This window comes from Polynucleobacter sp. CS-Odin-A6, from assembly GCF_018882095.1.
Taxonomy (GTDB): domain Bacteria; phylum Pseudomonadota; class Gammaproteobacteria; order Burkholderiales; family Burkholderiaceae; genus Polynucleobacter.
On record NZ_JACVPD010000001.1, the window covers coordinates 22,833 to 43,443 of the forward strand.

Annotated in this window: 22 protein-coding genes; 14 read left to right on the forward strand and 8 right to left on the reverse strand. The window is 46.5% G+C overall.

Annotated features, from left to right (window positions below; translation table 11 throughout):
- Nucleotides 1-23: 23 nt before the first annotated feature.
- Nucleotides 24-308 (forward strand): HU family DNA-binding protein, encoded by a 285-nt coding sequence (locus ICN15_RS00170; RefSeq protein ID WP_169709856.1) that lies wholly within the window; start codon nt 24-26, stop codon nt 306-308.
- Nucleotides 309-402: 94 nt separating this feature from the next.
- On the opposite strand, the gene rodA is transcribed toward ICN15_RS00170, so the two are convergent.
- Genes rodA through ICN15_RS00195 form a run of 5 tightly spaced genes read right to left on the reverse strand, consistent with a single transcriptional unit; the run spans nt 403 to nt 5,970 of the window.
- Nucleotides 403-1,554 (reverse strand): rod shape-determining protein RodA, encoded by a 1,152-nt coding sequence (gene rodA / locus ICN15_RS00175; RefSeq protein ID WP_216200499.1) that lies wholly within the window; start codon nt 1,552-1,554, stop codon nt 403-405.
- Nucleotides 1,536-3,443 carry a penicillin-binding protein 2 gene (gene mrdA, locus ICN15_RS00180; protein ID WP_216200500.1) on the reverse strand — a complete coding sequence of 636 codons (1,908 nt, stop codon included), beginning with the start codon at nt 3,441-3,443 and terminating at the stop codon, nt 1,536-1,538. The genes rodA and mrdA overlap by 19 nt, the downstream gene beginning before the upstream one ends.
- An 8-nt stretch (nt 3,444-3,451) precedes the next feature.
- On the reverse strand, nt 3,452-3,976 hold the full coding sequence (gene mreD / locus ICN15_RS00185) for a rod shape-determining protein MreD (RefSeq protein WP_216200501.1): 525 nt from the start codon (nt 3,974-3,976) through the stop codon (nt 3,452-3,454).
- Nucleotides 3,973-4,902, reverse strand: coding sequence for a rod shape-determining protein MreC (gene mreC / locus ICN15_RS00190; protein WP_216200502.1), 930 nt, complete (start codon nt 4,900-4,902; stop codon nt 3,973-3,975). Before mreC ends, mreD begins: the two co-directional genes overlap by 4 nt.
- Nucleotides 4,903-4,926: 24 nt before the next feature.
- Nucleotides 4,927-5,970, reverse strand: coding sequence for a rod shape-determining protein (locus tag ICN15_RS00195; protein ID WP_216200503.1), 1,044 nt, complete (start codon nt 5,968-5,970; stop codon nt 4,927-4,929).
- A gap of 62 nt (nt 5,971-6,032) precedes the next feature.
- Between ICN15_RS00195 and gatC the strand changes: the two genes are divergently transcribed.
- The 12 genes from gatC to ICN15_RS00255 all read left to right on the forward strand — a co-directional run bounded on the left by gatC (nt 6,033) and on the right by ICN15_RS00255 (nt 17,341).
- The gene (gatC, locus tag ICN15_RS00200; protein WP_216200504.1) at nt 6,033-6,326 is read left to right on the forward strand and encodes an Asp-tRNA(Asn)/Glu-tRNA(Gln) amidotransferase subunit GatC; all 294 of its coding nucleotides are present in this window, start codon (nt 6,033-6,035) and stop codon (nt 6,324-6,326) included.
- Nucleotides 6,323-7,840 carry an Asp-tRNA(Asn)/Glu-tRNA(Gln) amidotransferase subunit GatA gene (gene gatA / locus ICN15_RS00205; RefSeq protein ID WP_216200505.1) on the forward strand — a complete coding sequence of 506 codons (1,518 nt, stop codon included), beginning with the start codon at nt 6,323-6,325 and terminating at the stop codon, nt 7,838-7,840. The genes gatC and gatA overlap by 4 nt, the downstream gene beginning before the upstream one ends.
- On the forward strand, nt 7,840-9,309 hold the full coding sequence (gene gatB, locus ICN15_RS00210; protein WP_216201469.1) for an Asp-tRNA(Asn)/Glu-tRNA(Gln) amidotransferase subunit GatB: 1,470 nt from the start codon (nt 7,840-7,842) through the stop codon (nt 9,307-9,309). Before gatA ends, gatB begins: the two co-directional genes overlap by 1 nt.
- A gap of 26 nt (nt 9,310-9,335) precedes the next feature.
- Nucleotides 9,336-10,010, forward strand: coding sequence for a DUF484 family protein (locus ICN15_RS00215; RefSeq protein WP_216200506.1), 675 nt, complete (start codon nt 9,336-9,338; stop codon nt 10,008-10,010).
- A complete protein-coding gene (locus tag ICN15_RS00220; RefSeq protein WP_216200507.1) occupies nt 9,991-11,004 on the forward strand; it encodes a tyrosine recombinase XerC in 1,014 nt (337 codons plus the stop codon). Before ICN15_RS00215 ends, ICN15_RS00220 begins: the two co-directional genes overlap by 20 nt.
- Nucleotides 11,005-11,055: 51 nt before the next feature.
- Nucleotides 11,056-12,093: a GTP-binding protein gene (locus ICN15_RS00225; RefSeq protein WP_216200508.1), complete on the forward strand. Its 1,038-nt coding sequence runs from the start codon at nt 11,056-11,058 to the stop codon at nt 12,091-12,093.
- A 208-nt stretch (nt 12,094-12,301) separates the two neighbouring features.
- Complete coding sequence (dksA, locus tag ICN15_RS00230; protein WP_255532801.1) at nt 12,302-12,679, forward strand: RNA polymerase-binding protein DksA; 378 nt, start codon at nt 12,302-12,304, stop codon at nt 12,677-12,679.
- A gap of 27 nt (nt 12,680-12,706) precedes the next feature.
- The gene (argB, locus tag ICN15_RS00235; protein ID WP_216200510.1) at nt 12,707-13,621 is read left to right on the forward strand and encodes an acetylglutamate kinase; all 915 of its coding nucleotides are present in this window, start codon (nt 12,707-12,709) and stop codon (nt 13,619-13,621) included.
- Nucleotides 13,622-13,643: 22 nt separating this feature from the next.
- Complete coding sequence (slmA, locus tag ICN15_RS00240) at nt 13,644-14,300, forward strand: nucleoid occlusion factor SlmA (protein WP_216200511.1); 657 nt, start codon at nt 13,644-13,646, stop codon at nt 14,298-14,300.
- Nucleotides 14,297-15,436 (forward strand): homoserine O-acetyltransferase, encoded by a 1,140-nt coding sequence (locus ICN15_RS00245; protein ID WP_216200512.1) that lies wholly within the window; start codon nt 14,297-14,299, stop codon nt 15,434-15,436. Before slmA ends, ICN15_RS00245 begins: the two co-directional genes overlap by 4 nt.
- On the forward strand, nt 15,433-16,014 hold the full coding sequence (gene metW, locus ICN15_RS00250) for a methionine biosynthesis protein MetW (RefSeq protein ID WP_216200513.1): 582 nt from the start codon (nt 15,433-15,435) through the stop codon (nt 16,012-16,014). The genes ICN15_RS00245 and metW overlap by 4 nt, the downstream gene beginning before the upstream one ends.
- On the forward strand, nt 16,007-17,341 hold the full coding sequence (locus ICN15_RS00255) for an MFS transporter (RefSeq protein ID WP_370625374.1): 1,335 nt from the start codon (nt 16,007-16,009) through the stop codon (nt 17,339-17,341). Before metW ends, ICN15_RS00255 begins: the two co-directional genes overlap by 8 nt.
- On the opposite strand, the gene ICN15_RS00260 is transcribed toward ICN15_RS00255, so the two are convergent.
- Complete coding sequence (locus tag ICN15_RS00260; RefSeq protein WP_216200515.1) at nt 17,334-18,116, reverse strand: exodeoxyribonuclease III; 783 nt, start codon at nt 18,114-18,116, stop codon at nt 17,334-17,336. The two genes, ICN15_RS00255 and ICN15_RS00260, sit on opposite strands and share 8 nt — an antisense overlap.
- Before the next feature lie 8 nt (nt 18,117-18,124).
- Between ICN15_RS00260 and pyrE the strand changes: the two genes are divergently transcribed.
- Nucleotides 18,125-18,793, forward strand: a complete 669-nt coding sequence (gene pyrE / locus ICN15_RS00265) for an orotate phosphoribosyltransferase (protein WP_216200516.1) — start codon at nt 18,125-18,127, stop codon at nt 18,791-18,793.
- On the opposite strand, the gene dapF is transcribed toward pyrE, so the two are convergent.
- A complete protein-coding gene (dapF, locus tag ICN15_RS00270; protein ID WP_255532802.1) occupies nt 18,790-19,686 on the reverse strand; it encodes a diaminopimelate epimerase in 897 nt (298 codons plus the stop codon). The two genes, pyrE and dapF, sit on opposite strands and share 4 nt — an antisense overlap.
- A gap of 17 nt (nt 19,687-19,703) precedes the next feature.
- Complete coding sequence (locus ICN15_RS00275) at nt 19,704-20,603, reverse strand: lipid A biosynthesis acyltransferase (protein ID WP_216200517.1); 900 nt, start codon at nt 20,601-20,603, stop codon at nt 19,704-19,706.
- Between the last annotated feature and the right edge of the window lie 8 nt (nt 20,604-20,611).

Sequence of the window (20,611 nt, forward strand, 5' to 3'; positions counted from 1 at the left end):
TCAATATCTATAAGGAGCTTCACTTGAACAAAGCAGAACTAATCGCAGCTATTGCTGACGACGCTGAGATCTCAAAAGCCAAAGCTGAATTTGCATTGAATTCTGCTATTGACACAATCATCAAGGCTGTTACTAAAGGCGATTCAGTACAGCTGATCGGTTTCGGTACATTCTCATCTGGCAAGCGTGCTGCACGTATGGGCCGTAACCCAAAAACTGGCGAGCCACTCAAAATTGCTGCTGCTAAAACTGTCAAGTTTTCTGCTGGTAAAGCATTTAAAGATTCAGTTAACAAGCGTAAGAAGTAATTTTTGCTTTGTTAATGAAAAAGCCCGGCATGCCGGGCTTTTTTAATTTCCTGGCCTTGCCCAAGAATGTTGGGTAGCTTTGCAGGCTTATTTATTAGCTCTGTACTAGGCGTCGATGGCGATGAATGCTCATCAAAATACCAGCGCCAAATCCTAGTGTAACTAATGCGGTACCTCCGTAGCTAATGAAGGGCAGGGGAACGCCTACAACTGGTAGCATGCCAGTCACCATTCCAACATTGACGAAAGCATAGGTGAAGAAAATCAGGGTTACCGACACCCCTAATAGGCGAGTAAATAGATTGGGCGCACTGGCCGAAATAGCTAAGCCTCTTTTAATGAGCGCGAAGAAAAGTGCTAACAACACCAAATTACCTAGAAAACCAAACTCTTCAGAAAACACAGCGAAGACAAAGTCAGTATGTTTTTCTGGAATAAATTCTAAATGTGCTTGAGTCCCCTGAAACCAGCCTTTGCCAAAGAAACCACCAGAGCCGATGGCAATCATGGATTGAATCGTGTGAAAACCTTTTCCAAGCGGATCACTACTGGGATCGAGCAATGTGCACACTCGATTTTTCTGGTAGTTATGCACAAATGGCCAAGCAACGTCCTGGGCGCAAATAGTGTTGCCAAAAATAATAATGAGAATAATTCCAAATGCGCCAATACCTATAAATGGCAAAATCCATTTCCAAGGAAGTCCTGCGAGAATGATCACATACATGCCCGCAGCAAAAACAAGAAGGGCAGTGCCCAAGTCAGGTTGACGTGCGATTAGCAATACTGGAATGCCGAGAATGATCGCTGCTACTCCATAGTCCCAGGATTTTTGAAGGCCCTCTCGCTTCTGGAAGTACCAAGCCAGCATCAGTGGCATAGCAATCTTCATTAGCTCTGATGGCTGAATTACAAATCCAATATTGAGCCACCGTCTCGCACCTTTTTTAATCAAACCAAATACAGCTACTGCAATGAGTAGTGCAACTCCTATTCCATAAATCCAAACGGCTGCCATTTCTAACCACTTTGGTGGGATACGAGAAACCAGCCACATTACAATAAAGGAGAGTGCTAGATTGCGAAATTCATCTTCAAATCGGACGGGTGTGTTTTGACTGGCAGATAAAAAGGTAATCAATCCAACCGTTGCTAGACCAAGCAAAATAAGGCCTAGCTGGCGATCAAGTCCGCTGAAAATACTAAGGAATATTTGCCTTACCTTGATTAAGGCGCTCTTTTCCATTCAGGAACCTCCTTAGGCCATTTGCCTTCAAGATAAAAATCAAGCGCTTTTCTAGCGATGGGTGCTGCGTACTGCGCACCAAACCCCGCATTTTCAACCACCATCGCGATGACGATAGTAGGCTTTTCTGCGGGAGCAAAAGCTATATATAAAGCGTGGTCACGTAAAAATTCTGCAGTAGCACCGTGTTTATATTCTTTGGAATTCAAGCTAAATACTTGTGCTGTTCCAGTTTTACCCCCTACTTGATAGCCCGTACCTTTAAAAACAGTAGCTGAAGTTCCTGAGTTATTTACCTCGATCATCGCCTTTTTAATGATTTCAATATTCTCAGGAACAAGGTCAATCCGATAGCTTTCTTTGGGTGTCGTGAGAGTTCGATTTCTTGTAAAGGGATCTTCAATGGCTTTTACTAAGTGCGGCTTCATCACAATGCCATTGTTTGCCATATTGGCCATAGCATGTGCCAGTTGTAAAATAGTGAAGGCGTTGTAGCCTTGACCAATCCCTAGAGAGATTGTTTCGCCCTCGTACCATTTTTGCTGCTCTGGTTTCTTGAAGGTATTTTTCTTCCATTCTGTAGAAGGCAGAACACCTTTTGATTCACCCTGTAAATCAATCCCCGTAATTTGACCAAAACCAAATGGCTTCATAAAATCGTACATCATGTTGACGCCCATATCCCGCGCCAACAGATAGTAGTAGGTGTCGCATGACTCTACGATAGACTTTTGCATGTCGACAATCCCATGCCCGCCTTTTTTATCATCACGAAAAGTATGATTACCAAAATCAAAATATCCAGGATCGGAAATCGTTTGAGACGGGGTACGTTTTTTTGTCTCTAAAGCAGCAAGGGCCATAAATGGTTTATAGGTCGACCCTGGTGGATAGATTCCCTTGAGCGGACGGTTGTAGAGCGGCTTTTGTGGAGAGTCATTTAATTCTTTCCACGTCACCGAATCAATTCCTTCAACAAAGTCATTGGGGTTAAAGTTTGGCTTAGAGACGAACGCTAAAATATCACCGGTTTCCGGCTCGATTGCAACAAATGCCCCACGAAAGTTTCCGTAGAGTTGCTCAACTAAATATTGCAGCTTAATATCGATAGAAAGAACGATATTTTTTCCTGGCACGGAGGGCGAACTAGAAAGTGTGCGGACGGGTTTACCGCCAGCCGTAATTTCTACTTGATCATATCCCGGTATGCCGCGAAGAATCGTTTCATAGCTTTGCTCTAAGCCAATCTTTCCTACATATTGAATTCCCGGTAAAAAAGAGGTCTGTAATGCATCAGGATCATCTGCTTTAGAGTTCTCTATCTCAGCCTGCATGAGCTCTTTATCGCGCTGGGAAACGCGCCCAATATAGCCAATTAAATGTGAGGCAAGTTCGTTGTAGGGATACTCGCGAAAGCTCCTAGCGCGGATTTCCACCCCTGGGAAGCGGTGACGATTAGCCATAAATCGAGCTGTTTCCGCCTCAGTGAGCATCGACCTGAGTGGAAAAGTACCCATTTTTCTGGAATCTTCAAGTGATCTTTTGAAATTGCGGCGATCTCTTGGTGAAATCAGCACTACCTGAGAGAGCTCATCGATCAGATCGTCAACATTGCCGTTGACTTCTTCAGCATTCACATCCAAGGTGAGTGCAGAGTAGTTTCTACCGATCACAATCCCGTTACGATCTATTAATAGACCACGATTGGCTGGTGCAGGCACAAGTGCAATACGATTGTTTTCAGCGAGGAGTGCGTACTTACCATGACTTACTAGTTGAAGCCATACTAGACGCGTCACTAGCAATAGGAAACAGAATGTGACAAACAAAGTCGCAATATAAATGCGCTCTTGAAATGAGTCGAGATCGGGTTTTTTAAATGAAACCATATCGCTGTTTAAATGGGGCGATTATGGTCTACGTCAATCGGGCGACGTTGGGGCGAAAGCAAGATGTAAGTTGCCATGGGCCACAATAATGCTTCAATTACTGCTTGAATGGCGCCGGTCAACGCCCACCAATAAATTTCCCCACTCAACAACCAATGCGCCAAAACTGGGAACAGCGTAACCAATAAGAAGATAGGCAAAAGATGAAGAGCCTGAGTCAGAACAGATAAAGCAATAATTCTTCGATGCCAAGAGATCGCAAGATAAGCAACCAATGAATAGGTAAAGGCGTGTAGACCCAATATGTCGGAGTTGTGAACATCCATTAACAAACCGAGGATAAATGCGATGATCACACCTACATAGCGATGCTGGTGGATATTCCAAAAAACGATACAAATAATGAGCCAGTCTGGTACCCAGCCGTAGTTGCCAATTGGCAAGAAATTGAATAGCAGCGCACAAAACAAGCTGAGGTAAATAAAAACGGGATTGACTGGGCGCAATATATAGCCGCTTTGAAAATCAATCATTGCATTCCTCGCGCACGAGTTTGGCGACGACCTGGAGTATTTGTCAGTGGCGCATCAGATTTACTGATTGCAGTAGATGCTTTAGCATCCCACTGCGGATCGTAAAGCAGGGCTAAGGCCTGGCGATAGCGATTTACCGGAGCGACCGGGACGCAGAATACGTTTGAAGAGTTTTTATCTGCATTGCGTTCAATTCGACTAATAACCGCTACCGCAAAGCCTGGGGGATAAACACCGTCAATTCCAGAGGTGATGAGTACATCACCTACCTCGAGGTCACTAGCCACCGGAAGATATCGAAGTTCCAGAGGATTGCCCCGCCCCGTTCCAAATACAGCAGCTCTCAAACCATTGCGAGCTACTTGCACAGGGACAGCAAAGTCACGATCTTCTAGCAATGAAACTTCTGCTGAGCGATCGTAGATGCGAACCACTTGACCCAAGATACCTGAGTCGTTTGCGATAGGATTACCAAGCTTGAGGCCGTCATTGCTTCCACGATTAACCACAATACGCTGAGAAATCGGATTGGGTGGATTAAATAAAATTTCAACCGGCAATGTTTTGAATGGAGTTTGTTTTTGCAAATCCATGAGCTGGCGTAAATTCTGATTTTCTACGAGTAGTAGTTCCGATTGATTCGCAAGCAAAGAGAGTTCTGCTTGACGCACTTTCATTACTTGATTTTCTTTGTCGAGTGAGCCGCGTGTTGTGAAGTATTCCGAAGTCGCTTCATACACATTTCGCGGCATCATCATCACATACTCTAGTGGACGTAATAACCAGTTGATATTATTGCGAATTGGATCGAGCGTTTTAAATCGAAAATCGACCAACATCAATGCGATGCTGATCGATAAACAGACAATGAGTTTTACTAAAGCTGGAACGCCTTGTCTGAAAAGAGGAGGAGCGCTATGTTGCAATACCCTAATCGACGCTTAAGTCAATTACTCTTGTGAGAACACGCCGCCCAGCTTGTCGATGCGCTCTAAAGCAATGCCGCAACCACGAGCGACGCAAGTGAGAGGATCTTCAGCAACATGAATTGGGAGGCCAGTTTCTTCCAGTAGCAAACGATCGAGATCACGTAATAGTGCTCCACCGCCGGTCAGCATCATTCCACGCTCGGCGATATCTGATGCAAGTTCGGGAGGAATTTGTTCCAAAGCTGCTTTTACAGCAGTCACAATTTGATTTAATGGATCCGTCAAAGCTTCTAAAACTTCATTGCTTGTCACAGTGAAGCTGCGTGGAATGCCTTCAGAGAGATTGCGACCTTTTACTTCCATCTCGCGCAACTCTTGGCCAGGGAATGCAGAGCCAATGGTCTTTTTAATTAATTCGGCTGTTTGTTCGCCAATCAACATGCCGTAGTTACGACGAATGTAATTGGTAATCGCCTCATCAAACTTATCACCACCAACACGAATAGAGCCCTTGTAAACCATACCGCCCAATGACATCACGCCAACTTCAGTAGTGCCGCCGCCGATATCAACAACCATAGAGCCTGCAGCTTCAGAAACGGGAAGGCCTGAGCCAATTGCTGCAGCCATTGGCTCTTCAATGAGGAACACTTGAGATGCACCTGCACCTAACGCGGATTCGCGAATAGCGCGACGCTCAACTTGGGTGGAACCACAAGGAACACAAATAATGATGCGTGGACTAGGCTTTAGCAACTTGCTTTCATGCACGAGCTTGATGAATTGCTTAAGCATTTGCTCGGTAATCGTGAAATCGGCAATCACACCGTCTTTCATCGGGCGAATCGCTTCAATATTTCCAGGAACGCGACCCAACATCGCTTTTGCTTCTTTTCCAACCGCTAGAATGGTTTTTTTGCCATTTGGGCCGCCTTCAGTGCGAATAGCCACTACCGAGGGTTCATCAAGCACAATGCCCCGCTCGCGCATGTAAATTAAGGTGTTGGCGGTACCTAGGTCGATTGCTAGGTCATTAGAAAAGTAGCTGCGGAAAAAACCAAACATGATGTAGTGAGAAAATAAGTAAGTGTTAAAAAATATATATTTGAATGATACTCTAGCGACCCATGAAACTTGATGATGTTCAGCGCATTGCGCACCTTTCCTGTCTTGAGTTGAGTCAGACAGAAGCCGAGGCAGTTTTGCCACAACTACAGGCTGTTTTTGCCTTGGTTGAGGAGATGCAGGCTGTTGATACCAGCGGCCTTGCCCCTCTGGCTCACCCCATTCTGTTTTTGAGAGATTTGGCTCAGCCCTTGCGATCAGATGCGGTAACGGAGTCTGACCAGCGAAGCCAAAATATGCAATCTGCCCCTGCAGAGCAAGAGGGCTATTTCTTAGTGCCGCGGGTGATTGAATGAGTTGGCACCAAACCTCGGTCGCATTAATGGCAAAAGCCTTGGCAGCAAAAGAGGTCTCGAGCACCGAGCTGACCCAATACTTTTTAGACCGTATTGAGTCAGAAAGGCAATGGAATGCCTATCTTGATGTAAGTGCTCACTTAAGTTTAGAGCAATCACATAAAGCGGATAAAATAATAGCCGCAGGTAATGGCGGCAAATTAACAGGCATCCCAGTGGCCCACAAAGATGTCTTTGTCACACGCGGCTGGAAGTCCACTGCAGCCTCCAAAATGCTGGAGGGATATCTCAGCCCATTTGATGCCACAGTAGTCGCCAATCTAGGCATTCCAGATGAAATCAACCCCAATGGTGCTGGCATGGTTTGCCTTGGTAAGACCAATATGGATGAATTTGCGATGGGCTCTTCGAATGAAAATTCAGCTTATGGCCCTGTCCTGAATCCTTGGAATTCAGCGTACGTTTCTGGCGGCTCATCTGGAGGGTCTGCCGCCGCAGTGGCAGCAGGCTTGGCACCGATTGCAACAGGATCAGATACCGGCGGCTCAATTCGTCAACCAGCTGCTTTTTGTGGTTTGACTGGGATTAAGCCAAGCTATGGGCGCGTTTCCAGATATGGAATGATTGCTTATGCCTCATCCTTGGATCAGGCCGGTCCAATGGGCAAAACTGCGGAAGATTGCGCTTTGCTCCTGACGGCAATGTCTTCCCACGATCCACGTGATTCCACTTCTTTGGCGGATTCTGGTGAGGACTACGGTCGTTACCTTGCGCAAAACTGGCAAGAAGGAAATTCCAATGCATCAAAACCATTGCAAGGATTGCGGGTTGGTTTACCAAAAGAATTCTTTGCAGATGGTTTAGCAGAAGAAGTGGCTAACGCAGTCAACAACGCAGCAAAAGCACTTCAAGATTTAGGTGCTGAGCTAGTTGAAGTCAGTTTGCCCAAAACCAAGCTATCCATACCGGTGTATTACGTGCTGGCACCTGCCGAAGCCTCCAGTAATTTGAGTCGTTTTGATGGCGTGCGGTACGGCCATCGCGCCAATGAATATCGTGATTTATCAGATATGTATAAGAAGTCGAGAACCGAAGGGTTTGGTGCAGAAGTGAAGCGCCGTATTTTGATCGGCACCTATGTTCTATGCCATGGTTATTACGATGCCTATTATCTGCAGGCTCAAAAAATTCGTCGCATTATTGCGGCAGACTTTCAAGCCGCATTTGAACAGTGTGATGTCATCTTAGGACCTGTTGCCCCTGACGTTGCTTGGCGCTTAGGAGAGAAATCGAAAGATCCTGTCCAGATGTATTTAGAAGATATTTATACGCTTTCAACAAACTTGGCTGGTCTACCGGCGATGAGCGCTCCTTGCGGATTTAATTCCAATCAATTACCTATTGGGATGCAGCTCATTGGCAATTATTTTTCTGAAGCGCGCTTACTTCAAGTGGCGCATCAATATCAGCAACATAGCGACTGGCATTTGCGTCAAGCAAGCGAGGTGGCATGATGCAATGGGAAATCGTGATTGGTCTAGAGACCCATGCGCAATTACAAACGCAATCAAAAATTTTTAGTGGGGCAAGCACTCGCTTTGGAGCCGGTCCTAATACGCAAGCTTGCGCGGTAGACCTGGCACTACCTGGAGCCTTACCAGTATTAAATCGTCAAGCAGTTGAGCATGCCATTCGTTTTGGGTTAGCAGTAGGTGCGAAGATTTCACCGGCGAGCATTTTTGCGCGTAAGAATTACTTCTATCCTGACTTACCGAAGGGGTATCAAATCAGTCAGATGGAGCTGCCTGTGGTTGTTGGTGGCCAAGTTGAAATTTTGGTTGGTGACGAAATAAAAGTAGTTGAGCTCACCCGCGCCCACATGGAAGAGGATGCTGGCAAATCAGTTCATGAAGAAGGCTTTCTAGGCCCGCACGGTGAGGCATCTAGTGGCATCGACTTAAATCGCGCGGGTACACCTTTGTTAGAAATTGTGACTGAGCCAGTCATGCGCAGCGCTGCTGAAGCGGTAGCTTATGCAAAAGCGCTACATAGACTAGTGGTCTGGCTTGGGGTATGCGACGGAAATATGCAAGAAGGCTCCTTCCGCTGTGATGCGAACGTTTCTGTTCGTCCATTGGGTCAAAAAGAATTTGGTACGCGTTGTGAGATTAAGAACTTAAATTCTTTTCGGTTTCTAGAAGAGGCAATTCAGTATGAAGTGCGTCGGCAAATTGAATTAATCGAGGATGGCGGCAAAGTCATTCAGGAAACCCGTTTGTATGATCCTGATCGTCAAGAAACTCGTAGCATGCGTAGTAAGGAAGACGCAAACGACTATCGCTATTTCCCTGATCCTGATTTATTACCAGTCGTGATTGACGACGCTTGGATTGGAGAGGTGCGTAGCAAAATGCCGGCACTTCCTACACAGCTTCGAGAACAATGGCAAAGCGAGTTTGGCTTAAGTGCTTACGATGCAGAATTACTTACCCAAGATCGCGATATCGCAACCATATTTGAAGGGTTACTCGCAATTGTTGATAAGTCATTAGCAAAGGCAGCGGCTAATCTTATTGCCGGAGAATTTGCCTCAGCACTGAATCGTGCAGGTATTGCCCCGGCAAACGCTCCCTTAAAAGCAAAGCATTTAGCCCCATTGCTGACGCGTGTTTCTGATGGCACTATATCTAACAAAATCGCAAAAGATATCTTCGCGATTCTGTGGGAGGAGGCCATCACAGGAGAAGAGATTAGCACCGTTGATCAAGTGATTGATGCTAGAGGGTTAAAGCAAATTAGTGATAGCGGTGAGCTAGAAGCCATGATCGACAAGGTATTGGCTGCCAATCAGAAATCAGTTGAAGAGTTCCGCTCGGGTAAAGAAAAGGCATTTAATGCTTTGGTGGGCCAGATCATGAAGGCATCTCAGGGCAAGGCGAATCCGGGCCAGGTAAATGATCTACTTCGCAAAAAGCTAGGCTAATCAACCATTAAACAAGAAAGAAATACATGAGTGCAATTGATCCCAAGCAGGCTGAACAAGAAGAGTTGGTTGCGGAATGGTTACGAGCTACTCCAGGCTTTTTTGAGCGTTACGCCAATCTCTTAAACGAAGTTCGCTTAAAGCATCCACATGAAGATCGTGCAATTTCATTGCAAGAGCGTCAGATGACTTTGCTGCGCACACAGAATCAAGAACTCAATCGCCGTTTAAGTGAGATGCTGCACTTTGGTAGCCGCAATGATAAAACTCAGCAAAGCTTAGTCGCTTGGCTACTATGTTTGATGCGAGCCAACAGTAAGACAGATGTGGAGTCTGCAGTCACGACTGGTTTGGCTGAAGTCTTTGAGGTAGAAGCTTCAAAGCTCTTAGCACCCAACGCGGCATTTGGTCCATGGATAGATACGCCTTTGTGCGGCTCGGCTAAGGAGTTGGCCTCTGCCAGTGTTGATCTGTTGGCAACTCAAGTCAAGATTGATTCTGAATGGCAAAGCATGGTGGCTATTGGCTTGCCATTGGGCAAAAGCATTGGTGTAGCTCAATCCCCGGCAGTACTGCTCTTGGCCAGTAAAGATGAAACCCGTTTTACAGCAGACATGGGGGCATTCTATTTACGTCAGATTGCTGAGTTAACCGCTGCAGCTTTGGATCGCATCCAGGCTTATGAGCCAAACGCCAGCTGAACTTCATCCTCTCATGCAAGAGTATTTGCAGGAGCTGCATGTATTAAGGCAACTCTCGCCGCATACGCTTAAGGCGTATCGCCTTGATCTAAATGAGCTACAGATATTTGCCGCTGACGATGCTGTTGAATTGCTCAGAGTGAGTAATGCTCATGTGCGTCGTTGGGCCGGCCGTTTGCATGCAAAAGGAAAATCATCTCGTACCATTGCAAGAGCACTTTCAGCATGGCGAGGTTGGTATGACTGGCTTACCGAGAAAGATGCGCGGCGTGATGCACAGGCTGGGCGAGCTACCGCGAATCTAGTTGCTAACCCAGTCGACGATGTGAAGGCGCCAAAGCGTTTGAAGTCTTTGCCTAAAGCACTTTCGGTTGAGCAAGCCATTGCTTTAGTTAGTCAAGCAGTGAAAGAGGCTAAAGAAAGGAAAGATCTGGAGGCGGTTCGTGATGCAGCCATTATTGACTTACTCTATTCCTCCGGCCTGCGTTTATCAGAACTCTTGGGTATTGATGTGATGCAGAGCAAAGACCGTCAGCACGAGTCGGCCGGCTGGTTAGATTGGGATGCTGCAGAAGTTACCGTTTTAGGTAAAGGCGGAAAACGCCGCTCCGTCCCTATTGGAGTACCTGCTATGGAATCGCTTAAAGCTTGGCGAGAGATGCGAGATCAGGCTGAGCTAGCGATAGACTCGATTGCTTTGTTTATTTCAGCAACGGGTGCCCGTTTATCCCCTCGCACCGTTCAGGCACGCCTACGTACCCTCGCTATGCGTGCAGGTCTTCCTACCCATGTTCACCCGCATATGATGCGTCATAGCTTCGCCAGCCATGTTTTGCAGTCTTCTCAGGATTTACGTGCCGTTCAAGAGATGCTGGGGCATGCCAGTATTGCCAGCACTCAGATTTACACTTCTTTAGATTTTCAGCACCTAGCACAAGCATACGATAAAGCCCATCCTCGAGCAAAGGCTGGTAAAGACTCAGGAACTCGGTAAGATGTCAGGTTTCCCATTTGGGAAAAGTGGGACTAGATTTTGATAGGATCGATGATGGCGTTAATTCCAGTAACAATTCTCACGGGCTTTTTGGGTAGTGGCAAAACCACCTTGCTCAAACATATCCTGACCGAAAACCATGGCAAAAAAATTGCTGTGATTGAGAACGAGTTTGGCGAAGAGAATATCGATAACGATATCTTGGTTCAAGACAGCCAAGAAAACATTGTGCAAATGAGCAATGGCTGTATTTGCTGCACCATTCGTGGTGATTTAGTCGAAGCGCTGAATACGCTTTGGGAGCAACGAAAAGATAAAAAGATTCACTTTGAGCGTGTGGTGATTGAGACTACTGGCGTCGCTAATCCAGGCCCCGTAGCCCAAACCTTTTTTATGGACGACGATGTTGCAGATCACTATGTCTTAGACGCTGTGGTGACCTTAGTCGATGCCAAGCATGGGCCGCAGCAACTGACAGAGCATGAAGAAGCGCAGCGCCAAGTTGGCTTTGCGGATCAAATCTTCATCACCAAGACGGATTTGGTGACGCCTGCTGAGGTAGATGCTCTCCACAACCGCTTGATGCACATGAATCCCCGCGCGCCGATTCAGGGTATATCTAAGGGGATCGTACCTTTGGATGCGGTATTAGATCTCAAGGGGTTCAATTTAAACGCCAAGCTCGATATTGACCCTCACTTTTTAGAACAGGATGACCATGGTCACGATCATCATGATCACAGTGACTGCGGTCACGACCACAGCCATGATCACCATGGTCACGCCGGCCATACAGACCGCATTCAATCCTTCGTTTTTCGTAGTGATAAACCCTTTGATCATAAAAAATTAGAGGACTTCTTAGCGGGTATTTTGGAGGTCTTTGGAGAGAAGATGTTGCGTTACAAAGGCGTCCTCTATGTGAAGGGTAGTAACCGAAAAGTCGTGTTCCAGGGCGTCCATCAGATGATGGGGAGCGATTTAGCAGGTTTATGGGGCGCTGAACCCAAGCAAACGCGGATGGTCTTTATTGGCATCGATTTGCCCAAGGACACACTGCTGGCTGGGCTTGAGGGATGTTTGGTTTAAGAAATTTAAAGTAAAATCCGACGCCGCAGCTAGTATTGATCAATATTGGTTAAAGCGTAACAAAACTTTGGCAGAATGAAGCAATAATGGCTAAATCCATGGAAAGAATGAAATGACGGTAAAAACACCAGCAAAATCTTCGGCTACGACAAAAGCAAGTACTAAGGTTCCAAAAGGCGCGCCTTTAACAGAATCTGAATTGCTTAAGATGTCCGAAAAAGATTATATGAGCGCTGCTCAGTTAGATTTTTTCCGTCAGAAGCTCACGACCTTAAAGAATGACATTCTGAAAAATGCTTCTCAGACGACAGAGCATCTTCGCGAAAATATTTTAGTTCCCGATCCAGCGGATCGGGCAACGATTGAAGAAGAGCATGCTCTTGAACTGCGTACTCGTGATCGTGAGCGTAAGCTGTTGAAAAAAGTAGAGCAGGCCCTAGCCCGCATTGAGTCTGGCGATTACGGCTGGTGCGAGGAAACTGGCGAACCTATTGGCCTAAACCGTCTGATTGCCCGTCCCACAGCCAACTTATCTCTTGAGGCCCAAGAGCGTAGAGAACTTCGTCAAAAGTTATTTGGTGATTAATTTACTAGGCAGAACATAAAAGTAGTGATGACTAAGCAATTAACTAAGCAATCCCCATCGATTAGCGAAATCCCTCCTTTATTAAAGGCGGAAATTTTGGCCGAGGCTTTGCCTTATATCCGCGCGTATCACGGTAAAACAATTGTGATCAAGTACGGCGGAAACGCCATGGTTGAAGAGCGCTTGAAAGAAAGCTTTGCTCGCGACGTTATTTTGCTCAAATTGGTGGGCATGAATCCTGTGGTTGTCCACGGTGGCGGTCCTCAAATCGATGAAGCATTAAAGAAAATTGGCAAAGCGGGTACCTTTATTCAGGGGATGCGCGTAACCGATGAAGAAACCATGGAAGTAGTGGAGTGGGTTCTGGGTGGAGAGGTTCAGCAAGACATCGTGATGTTGATTAACCACTTTGGGGGTCAGGCTGTTGGCCTGACTGGCAAAGACGGTGGTTTGATTCGCGCCAAGAAAATGTTGGTTGCGGACCAAAATAAGACTGGCGCCACGATTGATTTGGGCTTTGTTGGCGAGATCGATGCAATCAATCCCGCGGTGGTAAAAGCCTTGCAAGATGACGCATTCATTCCGGTAATTTCCCCTATTGGATTTAGCGAAGAAGGTCAGGCATACAACATTAATGCTGACTTGGTTGCTGGAAAAATGGCAGAAATTTTACATGCAGAGAAATTGGTCATGATGACGAATATCCCCGGGGTAATGGACAAGAGCGGGACCTTATTAACTGATCTGACAGCGCGTGAGATTGAGGGTTTGTTTGCTGATGGCACAATTTCTGGTGGCATGTTGCCCAAGATTTCTTCAGCATTAGATGCGGCAAAAAGTGGTGTGAATTCAGTTCATATTATTGACGGACGAATTGAGCACTCTTTATTGTTAGAGATTCTGACTGAGCAGGCATTTGGAACGATGATCCGCTCGCGTTAAGAGTTGAACAAAAGAGATAACTATGCGTGATTCTTTAGACCCCAAGCCATCAGAAATCGAAGCTAGTGTTGCCGAAGAGGGTAGGCCACGTAAACGCCCGCGTCCAGGCGAGCGTCGCCTCCAGATTTTGCAAGTACTGGCAGAGATGTTGCAAAATCCTAAGGGTGAGCGCGTCACCACCGCAGCCTTAGCGGCAAAAATTCAAGTCTCAGAAGCGGCGCTTTATAGACACTTCGCCAGTAAGGCGCAGATGTTTGAGGGTTTGATTTCATTTATTGAGCAAACTATTTTTGGCCTGATTAATCAGATCAACCAAAAAGAAGAGTCTGGAATTGCCCAAGCACGCGGTATTTTGCAGATGTTGCTATTCTTCGCTGAAAAGAATCCTGGTATGACACGTGTGCTTTTAGGTGATGCTTTGCTGCAAGAAGACGAGCGCTTGCAAGGGCGCATTACTCAAGTGTTAGATCGCGTCGAGGCATCCTTAAAGCAGGCTTTACGTATTGCTCAAACTCAGGGTGGTGCTTTGGCAAATGCAAGTCAAGATGAGGTGAGTATTCGGGCGGCAATGTTGATGAGTTATGTCTTAGGGCGCTGGTATCGTTTTGCTCGTAGCGGCTTTAAAAAGCTACCTACTGAAGCATCTGATATTAGCCTTCGTATTCTTCTTTCAGAATGACTGAGCTTCACCTCTCTAGAAACACGATCCATTTTGTCGAGCCCTTGCCTTTGCAAAGTGGCGCCATCTTATCTGGCTACGATTTAGTCATTGAGACTTACGGCAAACTGAATGCCGATAAAAGTAATGCCGTATTGGTTTGCCACGCCTTAAACGCATCACACCATGTAGCAGGTCCTAATCCTGATGATTCCAAAGATATTGGTTGGTGGGATAACATGATTGGCCCTGGCAAGCCAGTAGATACAGATCACTTCTTTGTGATTGGCGTTAATAATTTGGGCTCTTGTTTTGGATCCACTGGACCAAAGAGCATTAATCCAGCTAGCGGCAAGCAGTATGGCGCAGATTTCCCCGTTATTACAGTTGAGGATTGGGTAAATACCCAAGCACGTTTAGCTGACAAGCTAGGCATTCGTCGCTTTGCTGCAGTGATGGGTGGCAGTTTGGGTGGCATGCAGGCATTAGCTTGGTCAATCCAATTCCCAAAACGTTTAGTGCATTGCCTAGTAATTGCCTCTACGCCAAAGCTGAGTGCTCAGAATATTGCCTTCAATGAGGTAGCTCGCAATGCTATTTTGTCAGACCCCGACTTTCATGGCGGTAACTATTACGAGCATGGCGTAGTTCCTAAGCGCGGTCTAAGGTTGGCGCGCATGGTGGGTCATATCACCTATCTGTCTGATGATGACATGGCAGAAAAATTCGGACGCGAGTTACAAAGACCTCATGGGGAATCCCACGATTACCGTTTCAGCTTTGATGTGGAATTCGAGGTTGAAAGTTATTTGCGTCATCAAGGGGATAAGTTCTCCAATTATTTTGATGCCAACACATATTTGCTCATTACGAGAGCGCTAGATTATTTTGACCCTTCCCGCCGTTATGGGGGTAGTCTGAACCGCGCCTTGGCCGAAGTGCAAGCCAAGTTTTTAGTTGTGAGCTTTTCTACAGATTGGCGCTTCCCGCCAAATCGTAGTCGTGAGATTGTGGAATCTTTACTCAGCAATAAGAGCGAAGTGAGCTATGCGGAAATCGATGCGCCTCATGGCCATGATGCTTTCTTATTAGATGATCCTCGTTATCACAACCTGATCCGTGCTTACTTCGAACAAATGCTAGAGGGCAAATCATGATGCGCGCAGATTTTGCTGCGATCGCGAATTGGATTACACCCAATAGCGAAGTGCTTGACCTCGGTTGTGGCGATGGCAGTTTTCTGGAGTATTTGAAAAAACAAAAACCAGTACAAGCTTATGGTGTTGAAATTGATGATGCCCGCGTGCTTTCCTGTGTGCGAAAAGGCTTGAATGTTATTCAGCAAAACTTAGAGGGCGGTTTAGCGCTATTTGAGAACAATAGCTTCGATACCGTGGTGCTTTCACAAACCTTGCAAACAATCCACGAAACTGAAAAGATTTTGCGTGAAGTCGCTCGAGTAGGTAAGGAGTCGGTTGTCTCCTTCCCAAATTTTGGCCATTGGTCACATCGCTTGGCCGTGGGTCTGGGCCGGATGCCCGTGTCTAAAAGCTTGCCATACCAGTGGTACAACACGCCTAATGTTCGTGTTCTTACTGTTGCCGACTTTGAGAAGTTAGCCTCGAGCTTGGGGCTGCAGATTCTGGATCAGTGCATATTGCACGAGGGTCGGCAGGTGACTTTGATGCCCAATCTTTTTGGAAGCCTAGCGCTGTTCCGCGTTCGACGTGCTTAGTACAATTGCGTCCTGGCTGAAAGATTTTCGGGTGTATCTCGAATGGCCTTGTCTGCGCATGCTCTTCTTGGGCTTTTCTGCAGGCCTCCCTTTGCTACTGATTCTAGGAACCCTGAGCTTTTGGTTGAGAGAGGCAGGCATTGATCGTAGTACCATTGGCTATCTGACTTGGATTGGTTTGATCTATGCCTTTAAGTGGGTGTGGGCGCCCTTGATCGATCGCCTGCCTATCCCTTTACTGTCGAAATTATTTGGCAGAAGACGGAGTTGGCTTCTATTTGCACAATTACTGATTGTTCTTGGTCTAGTAGGCATGGCCAGTATTGATCCTCGAGTTCAGCTTACTCCGATGATATGGTGCGCACTTCTTGTCGCTTTTGGTTCTGCAACACAAGATATCGCTTTAGATGCCTTTCGTATTGAGTCGGCTGATAGTGATCATCAAGCCGCTTTGGCTGCGACCTACCAAACCGGTTATCGGCTCGCTTTAATTTGGTCGGGTGCGGGTGTTCTGTGGCTAGCAGCTCGAGCCGAGGCTGGTGTTGTTGGATACGATGCCAGTGCTTGGCAATTTGCCTACCTCTGTATGGCGTTGTCGATCGGGGTTGGCGTGATCACTACCGTATTTAGCAAAGAGCCGGTACCTATTGAATTTCCAAAGGCGCGCAATGCTAAAGACTGGCTAGATCAAACCTTGATCCAGCCATTTGCGGATTTCATTAAACGCTATGGCTGGCATGCTATTTTGATTTTGTCGCTGATCGCAATTTATCGCATTAGCGACATTGTGATGGGCATCATGGCAAATCCTTTTTACGTTGATATGGGATATACCAAGGACGAGGTCGCCGCAGTGAGCAAAGTATTTGGTGTGATTATGACTTTGGTGGGAGCCTTTTTAGGTGGGGTGCTCACTTTACGCTTTGGAGTGATGCGCATCTTATTTTTAGGTGCGTTTCTTTCGGCTATCAGCAACCTATTGTTCGCTTGGTTGACCACGCAGGGCCATGATTTACAGGGCTTAATATGGGTGATCTCGGCAGACAATCTGAGTTCTGGCATTGCTACGGCGGCTTTCATTGCATTTCTATCAGCCCTAACTAATATCCAGTATTCCGCAACACAGTACGCTTTGTTTAGTTCGATGATGCTTTTATTGCCAAAGTGGTTGGCTGGTTTTTCGGGCGTCTTTGTAGATTCTTTTGGCTACCAAAGTTTCTTTATTGGTACAGCTATTATTGGCGCGCCAGTGTTGATTCTGATTTGGCTCGCCATCCACTTTAAAGTCGTTGAATTTAAAAGGCACGACTCAGAAGTCGTTAAATAGACCAGTCGTAATCTACTGTGAGTGGCGCATGATCTGAGAACCGCTCCTCTTTGAAGACCGAAGTACTCATAGCGCTACTAGCAATTCCTGGGGTGGCGATGTGATAATCGATTCGCCAACCCACATTCTTAGCATATGCTTGTCCACGATTGCTCCACCACGTGTAACAGGCGTCGCTAGCATTGGGCTCTAGTTTGCGATAGACGTCCACATAACCTTCTTTTCCAAAGAGGTTAGTAAGCCAGGCACGCTCCTCAGGTAAAAATCCAGAGTTCTTCAGGTTGCCCTTCCAATTCTTCAAATCAATTTCGTGATGAGCAATATTGACGTCGCCACACAGCACAATTTCGCGCCCTGATTTTTTGAGCTCAACTAAGTGTGGCAAGAAAGAATCCAAATAGCGATATTTTGCTTCCTGTCTTTCTGGTGAGCTTGAGCCCGAGGGCATATATACCGAAATCACTGAAAGCGTTTTATATCGAGCCTCAACATACCGACCCTCAGCATCAAACTCTGCATTGCCATAGCCGTAAAGCACCTCGTCTGGTTGATGGGGCGTATAGATGCCACTGCCGCTGTAGCCCTTTTTTTCAGCATGATGAAAGAAGCCGTGTAAGCTATTAGGATTAAGAATCGCATCCTCAAGATCATCTTGTTGGGCTTTTAGCTCTTGCATGCAAACGAAGTCTGCTTTTTGCTTAATAACCCACGGTAAAAACCCTTTTTTGACTGCAGAACGGATACCGTTGAGGTTGGCAGAAATGATGCGTAACATATAGGCCTATGAGCTCAAAAAATTCTAATCAAGATAACTTTATTCAATTTGCCTTAGAGGCAAATGTTTTGTCATTTGGTGAGTTTAAAACCAAAGCAGGACGGCTTTCTCCTTATTTCTTCAATGCGGGCAAATTTAATGATGGCGCTCGTTTAAGTGCTTTGGGCCGTTATTACGCCAAAGCCTTGCAGGATTCCGGCATGGATTACGACATGCTTTATGGACCCGCCTACAAGGGGATTGCCTTGGCTGCAGCAACCGCAATTGCACTGACTGATACTGGACATAATGTGCCCTTTGCCTATAACCGCAAAGAAGCTAAAGACCATGGCGAGGGCGGCTCCTTAGTGGGCGCTCCAGTCAAGGGTAAGGTGGTCATTATTGATGATGTGATCTCTGCCGGAACTTCAGTAAGGGAGTCTGTGAAACTTATTCGAGATGCAGGTGCAGAGCCTGCAGCAGTATTAATTGCACTTGATCGGATGGAGAAGTCTGGCACTGCAACGGAGATTGGTGAAAAGTCAGCAGTCCAGGCAGTTGAAGAAGAGTTTGGGTTGCCTGTAGTTGCGATTGCTAACTTAGCTGATGTGATGGCTTTCTTAAGCGCTTCGAGCAATAGCGAGCTAACAAATTATTTGCCTGCAGTCAAAGCCTATCGTCAGAAGTATGGGATTTAAATGCTGGTTTCACCCTCAAACACGGTAATAGCCGGACCGGTCATGATCACGGGATGAGCAACTTCATTGGTGATGCCACCCCAGGCGATTTGTAAGTCACCACCAAGGGTACTTACTGTAACGGGCGAGTCGAGCATGCCACGACGAATGCCAGACACTACTGCAGCACAGGCACCAGTACCGCAAGCCAGCGTTTCGCCAGCACCCCGTTCAAAGACGCGTAACTTGATTGCATTTCGATTCAGAACTTGCATATAGCCCGCATTCACTCTGTTCGGAAATACAGGATTTTTCTCGATCGACTTACCTTCCTCTTGAACCATCGCGCTCTCAATATCGCCTACTACTTGAACAGCATGAGGATTTCCCATTGAGACCACACCAATCCAGCTGTCATGGGTCGCAGGAGTTTCAATGGGAAGGGCATAAAGTACTTCATGAAACTCTTGCTTACTCGCTAAGCCATCTGCAATAAAGGGAATTTTGCTGTGCTCAAAAATAGGTGCGCCCATGTCCACTTCAACTTGCCCGTCCTCATGAGATTTGAGGGTCAGTACCGTATGCGCTACTTCTACACGCAATGGATTCTTAGTCGATAAGCCCTGATCAAGCACAAAGCGCACAAAGCAGCGTGATCCGTTGCCACATTGCTCGACTTCACCACCATCCGCATTGAAAATACGATACCGGAAATCAGCGTCAGGGCGTGTTGCTTTTTCAACTAATAGGATTTGGTCAGCACCGATACCCAATTGGCGATGGGCTAGTTTTTGCCATTGCTCACGCGTCACACCGCTGAGATCTTGGTCAATGCCATTAAGCACAATAAAGTCATTACCCGCACCATGCATTTTGGTAAAGCGGAGTTTACGAGTGGACTGAACTGAATTCATGCTCAAAAGATTTCCAATTAACTATAGAGGTTGGGCTCACCAGGTGGTCTGTGTTTAAAGCGTTTGTGTACCCAATAGTACTCCGCCGGTCTTTTACGAACAAGCGCTTCGATATATTCGTTGAGGCGCGCAGTATCTGCCTCAACGTTATCGGTAGGGAAGTTTGGAAGGGGCTCGCTGATATTGCAGGTATAGCCCCTGCGATCCGAATTCAAGGTGGTAGTCATTAAGCAAACCTCGGCACCACTGAGTCTGGCTAGGCGCGAGACCGAGGTGATCGTATTGGTTTGAATTCCGAAGAAAGGGACAAAAACAGAATCACGCGGCCCAAGGTCGATGTCGGGCGCAATAAAAATAAAATTTCCTGTTTGAATCTCACGCAGTAAATCGCGCAGGCGACTTTGCCTTTCAATGGATTTTCCGCCAAACCGATTTCTCCATTCAATCATCTTTTGATTGAAAAAAGGATTCTTCATGTTTTGATACAAGCCCGCGCCTCGAGGCCAATCATGTTGATTTGCCAAAACGGAAAGTGCCATGAAGCCCCCTTCAAGCCCTACAAAGTGGGGGTTAATTAAGAGGCGTGGCTTGCGGTCACCTAGAGTAATGGCAGAGTTGATCGTGACGATATCAGTAATTTGATTGCCGCTGCCAAGCCAAATCCGGCTTCTCTCAATGACACTACGTCCAAATAGCTTCCAGTGCTCTAACGCTAGGTCATCAACCTGACTTGTACTCAGATTGGGGAAGCAGAGGCGCAAGTTGGTTTTGACAACCCTGGCACGATCATTGGGGATATGCGCTGCCAGCCATCCTAAACCATAGCCGACATGGATGGTGAGGGAGTAAGGTAAAAAAGCAAAAAGACGCAATAGGTTGAGCGCCAGAAAATTGAATGCGTTTTGTACCCAAGTCATGTTAAATA

Coding starts and splice junctions, on each gene's coding strand:
- rodA (WP_216200499.1), bottom strand. CDS start 1,554: ATGGAAAAGAGCGCCTTAATCAAGGTAAGGCAAATATTCCTTAGTATT.
- mrdA (WP_216200500.1), bottom strand. CDS start 3,443: ATGGTTTCATTTAAAAAACCCGATCTCGACTCATTTCAAGAGCGCATT.
- mreD (WP_216200501.1), bottom strand. CDS start 3,976: ATGATTGATTTTCAAAGCGGCTATATATTGCGCCCAGTCAATCCCGTT.
- ICN15_RS00195 (WP_216200503.1), bottom strand. CDS start 5,970: ATGTTTGGTTTTTTCCGCAGCTACTTTTCTAATGACCTAGCAATCGAC.
- gatC (WP_216200504.1), top strand. CDS start 6,033: ATGAAACTTGATGATGTTCAGCGCATTGCGCACCTTTCCTGTCTTGAG.
- gatA (WP_216200505.1), top strand. CDS start 6,323: ATGAGTTGGCACCAAACCTCGGTCGCATTAATGGCAAAAGCCTTGGCA.
- gatB (WP_216201469.1), top strand. CDS start 7,840: ATGCAATGGGAAATCGTGATTGGTCTAGAGACCCATGCGCAATTACAA.
- ICN15_RS00215 (WP_216200506.1), top strand. CDS start 9,336: ATGAGTGCAATTGATCCCAAGCAGGCTGAACAAGAAGAGTTGGTTGCG.
- ICN15_RS00220 (WP_216200507.1), top strand. CDS start 9,991: ATGAGCCAAACGCCAGCTGAACTTCATCCTCTCATGCAAGAGTATTTG.
- ICN15_RS00225 (WP_216200508.1), top strand. CDS start 11,056: ATGATGGCGTTAATTCCAGTAACAATTCTCACGGGCTTTTTGGGTAGT.
- dksA (WP_255532801.1), top strand. CDS start 12,302: ATGTCCGAAAAAGATTATATGAGCGCTGCTCAGTTAGATTTTTTCCGT.
- argB (WP_216200510.1), top strand. CDS start 12,707: ATGACTAAGCAATTAACTAAGCAATCCCCATCGATTAGCGAAATCCCT.
- slmA (WP_216200511.1), top strand. CDS start 13,644: ATGCGTGATTCTTTAGACCCCAAGCCATCAGAAATCGAAGCTAGTGTT.
- ICN15_RS00245 (WP_216200512.1), top strand. CDS start 14,297: ATGACTGAGCTTCACCTCTCTAGAAACACGATCCATTTTGTCGAGCCC.
- metW (WP_216200513.1), top strand. CDS start 15,433: ATGATGCGCGCAGATTTTGCTGCGATCGCGAATTGGATTACACCCAAT.
- ICN15_RS00260 (WP_216200515.1), bottom strand. CDS start 18,116: ATGTTACGCATCATTTCTGCCAACCTCAACGGTATCCGTTCTGCAGTC.
- pyrE (WP_216200516.1), top strand. CDS start 18,125: ATGAGCTCAAAAAATTCTAATCAAGATAACTTTATTCAATTTGCCTTA.
- dapF (WP_255532802.1), bottom strand. CDS start 19,686: ATGAATTCAGTTCAGTCCACTCGTAAACTCCGCTTTACCAAAATGCAT.
- ICN15_RS00275 (WP_216200517.1), bottom strand. CDS start 20,603: ATGACTTGGGTACAAAACGCATTCAATTTTCTGGCGCTCAACCTATTG.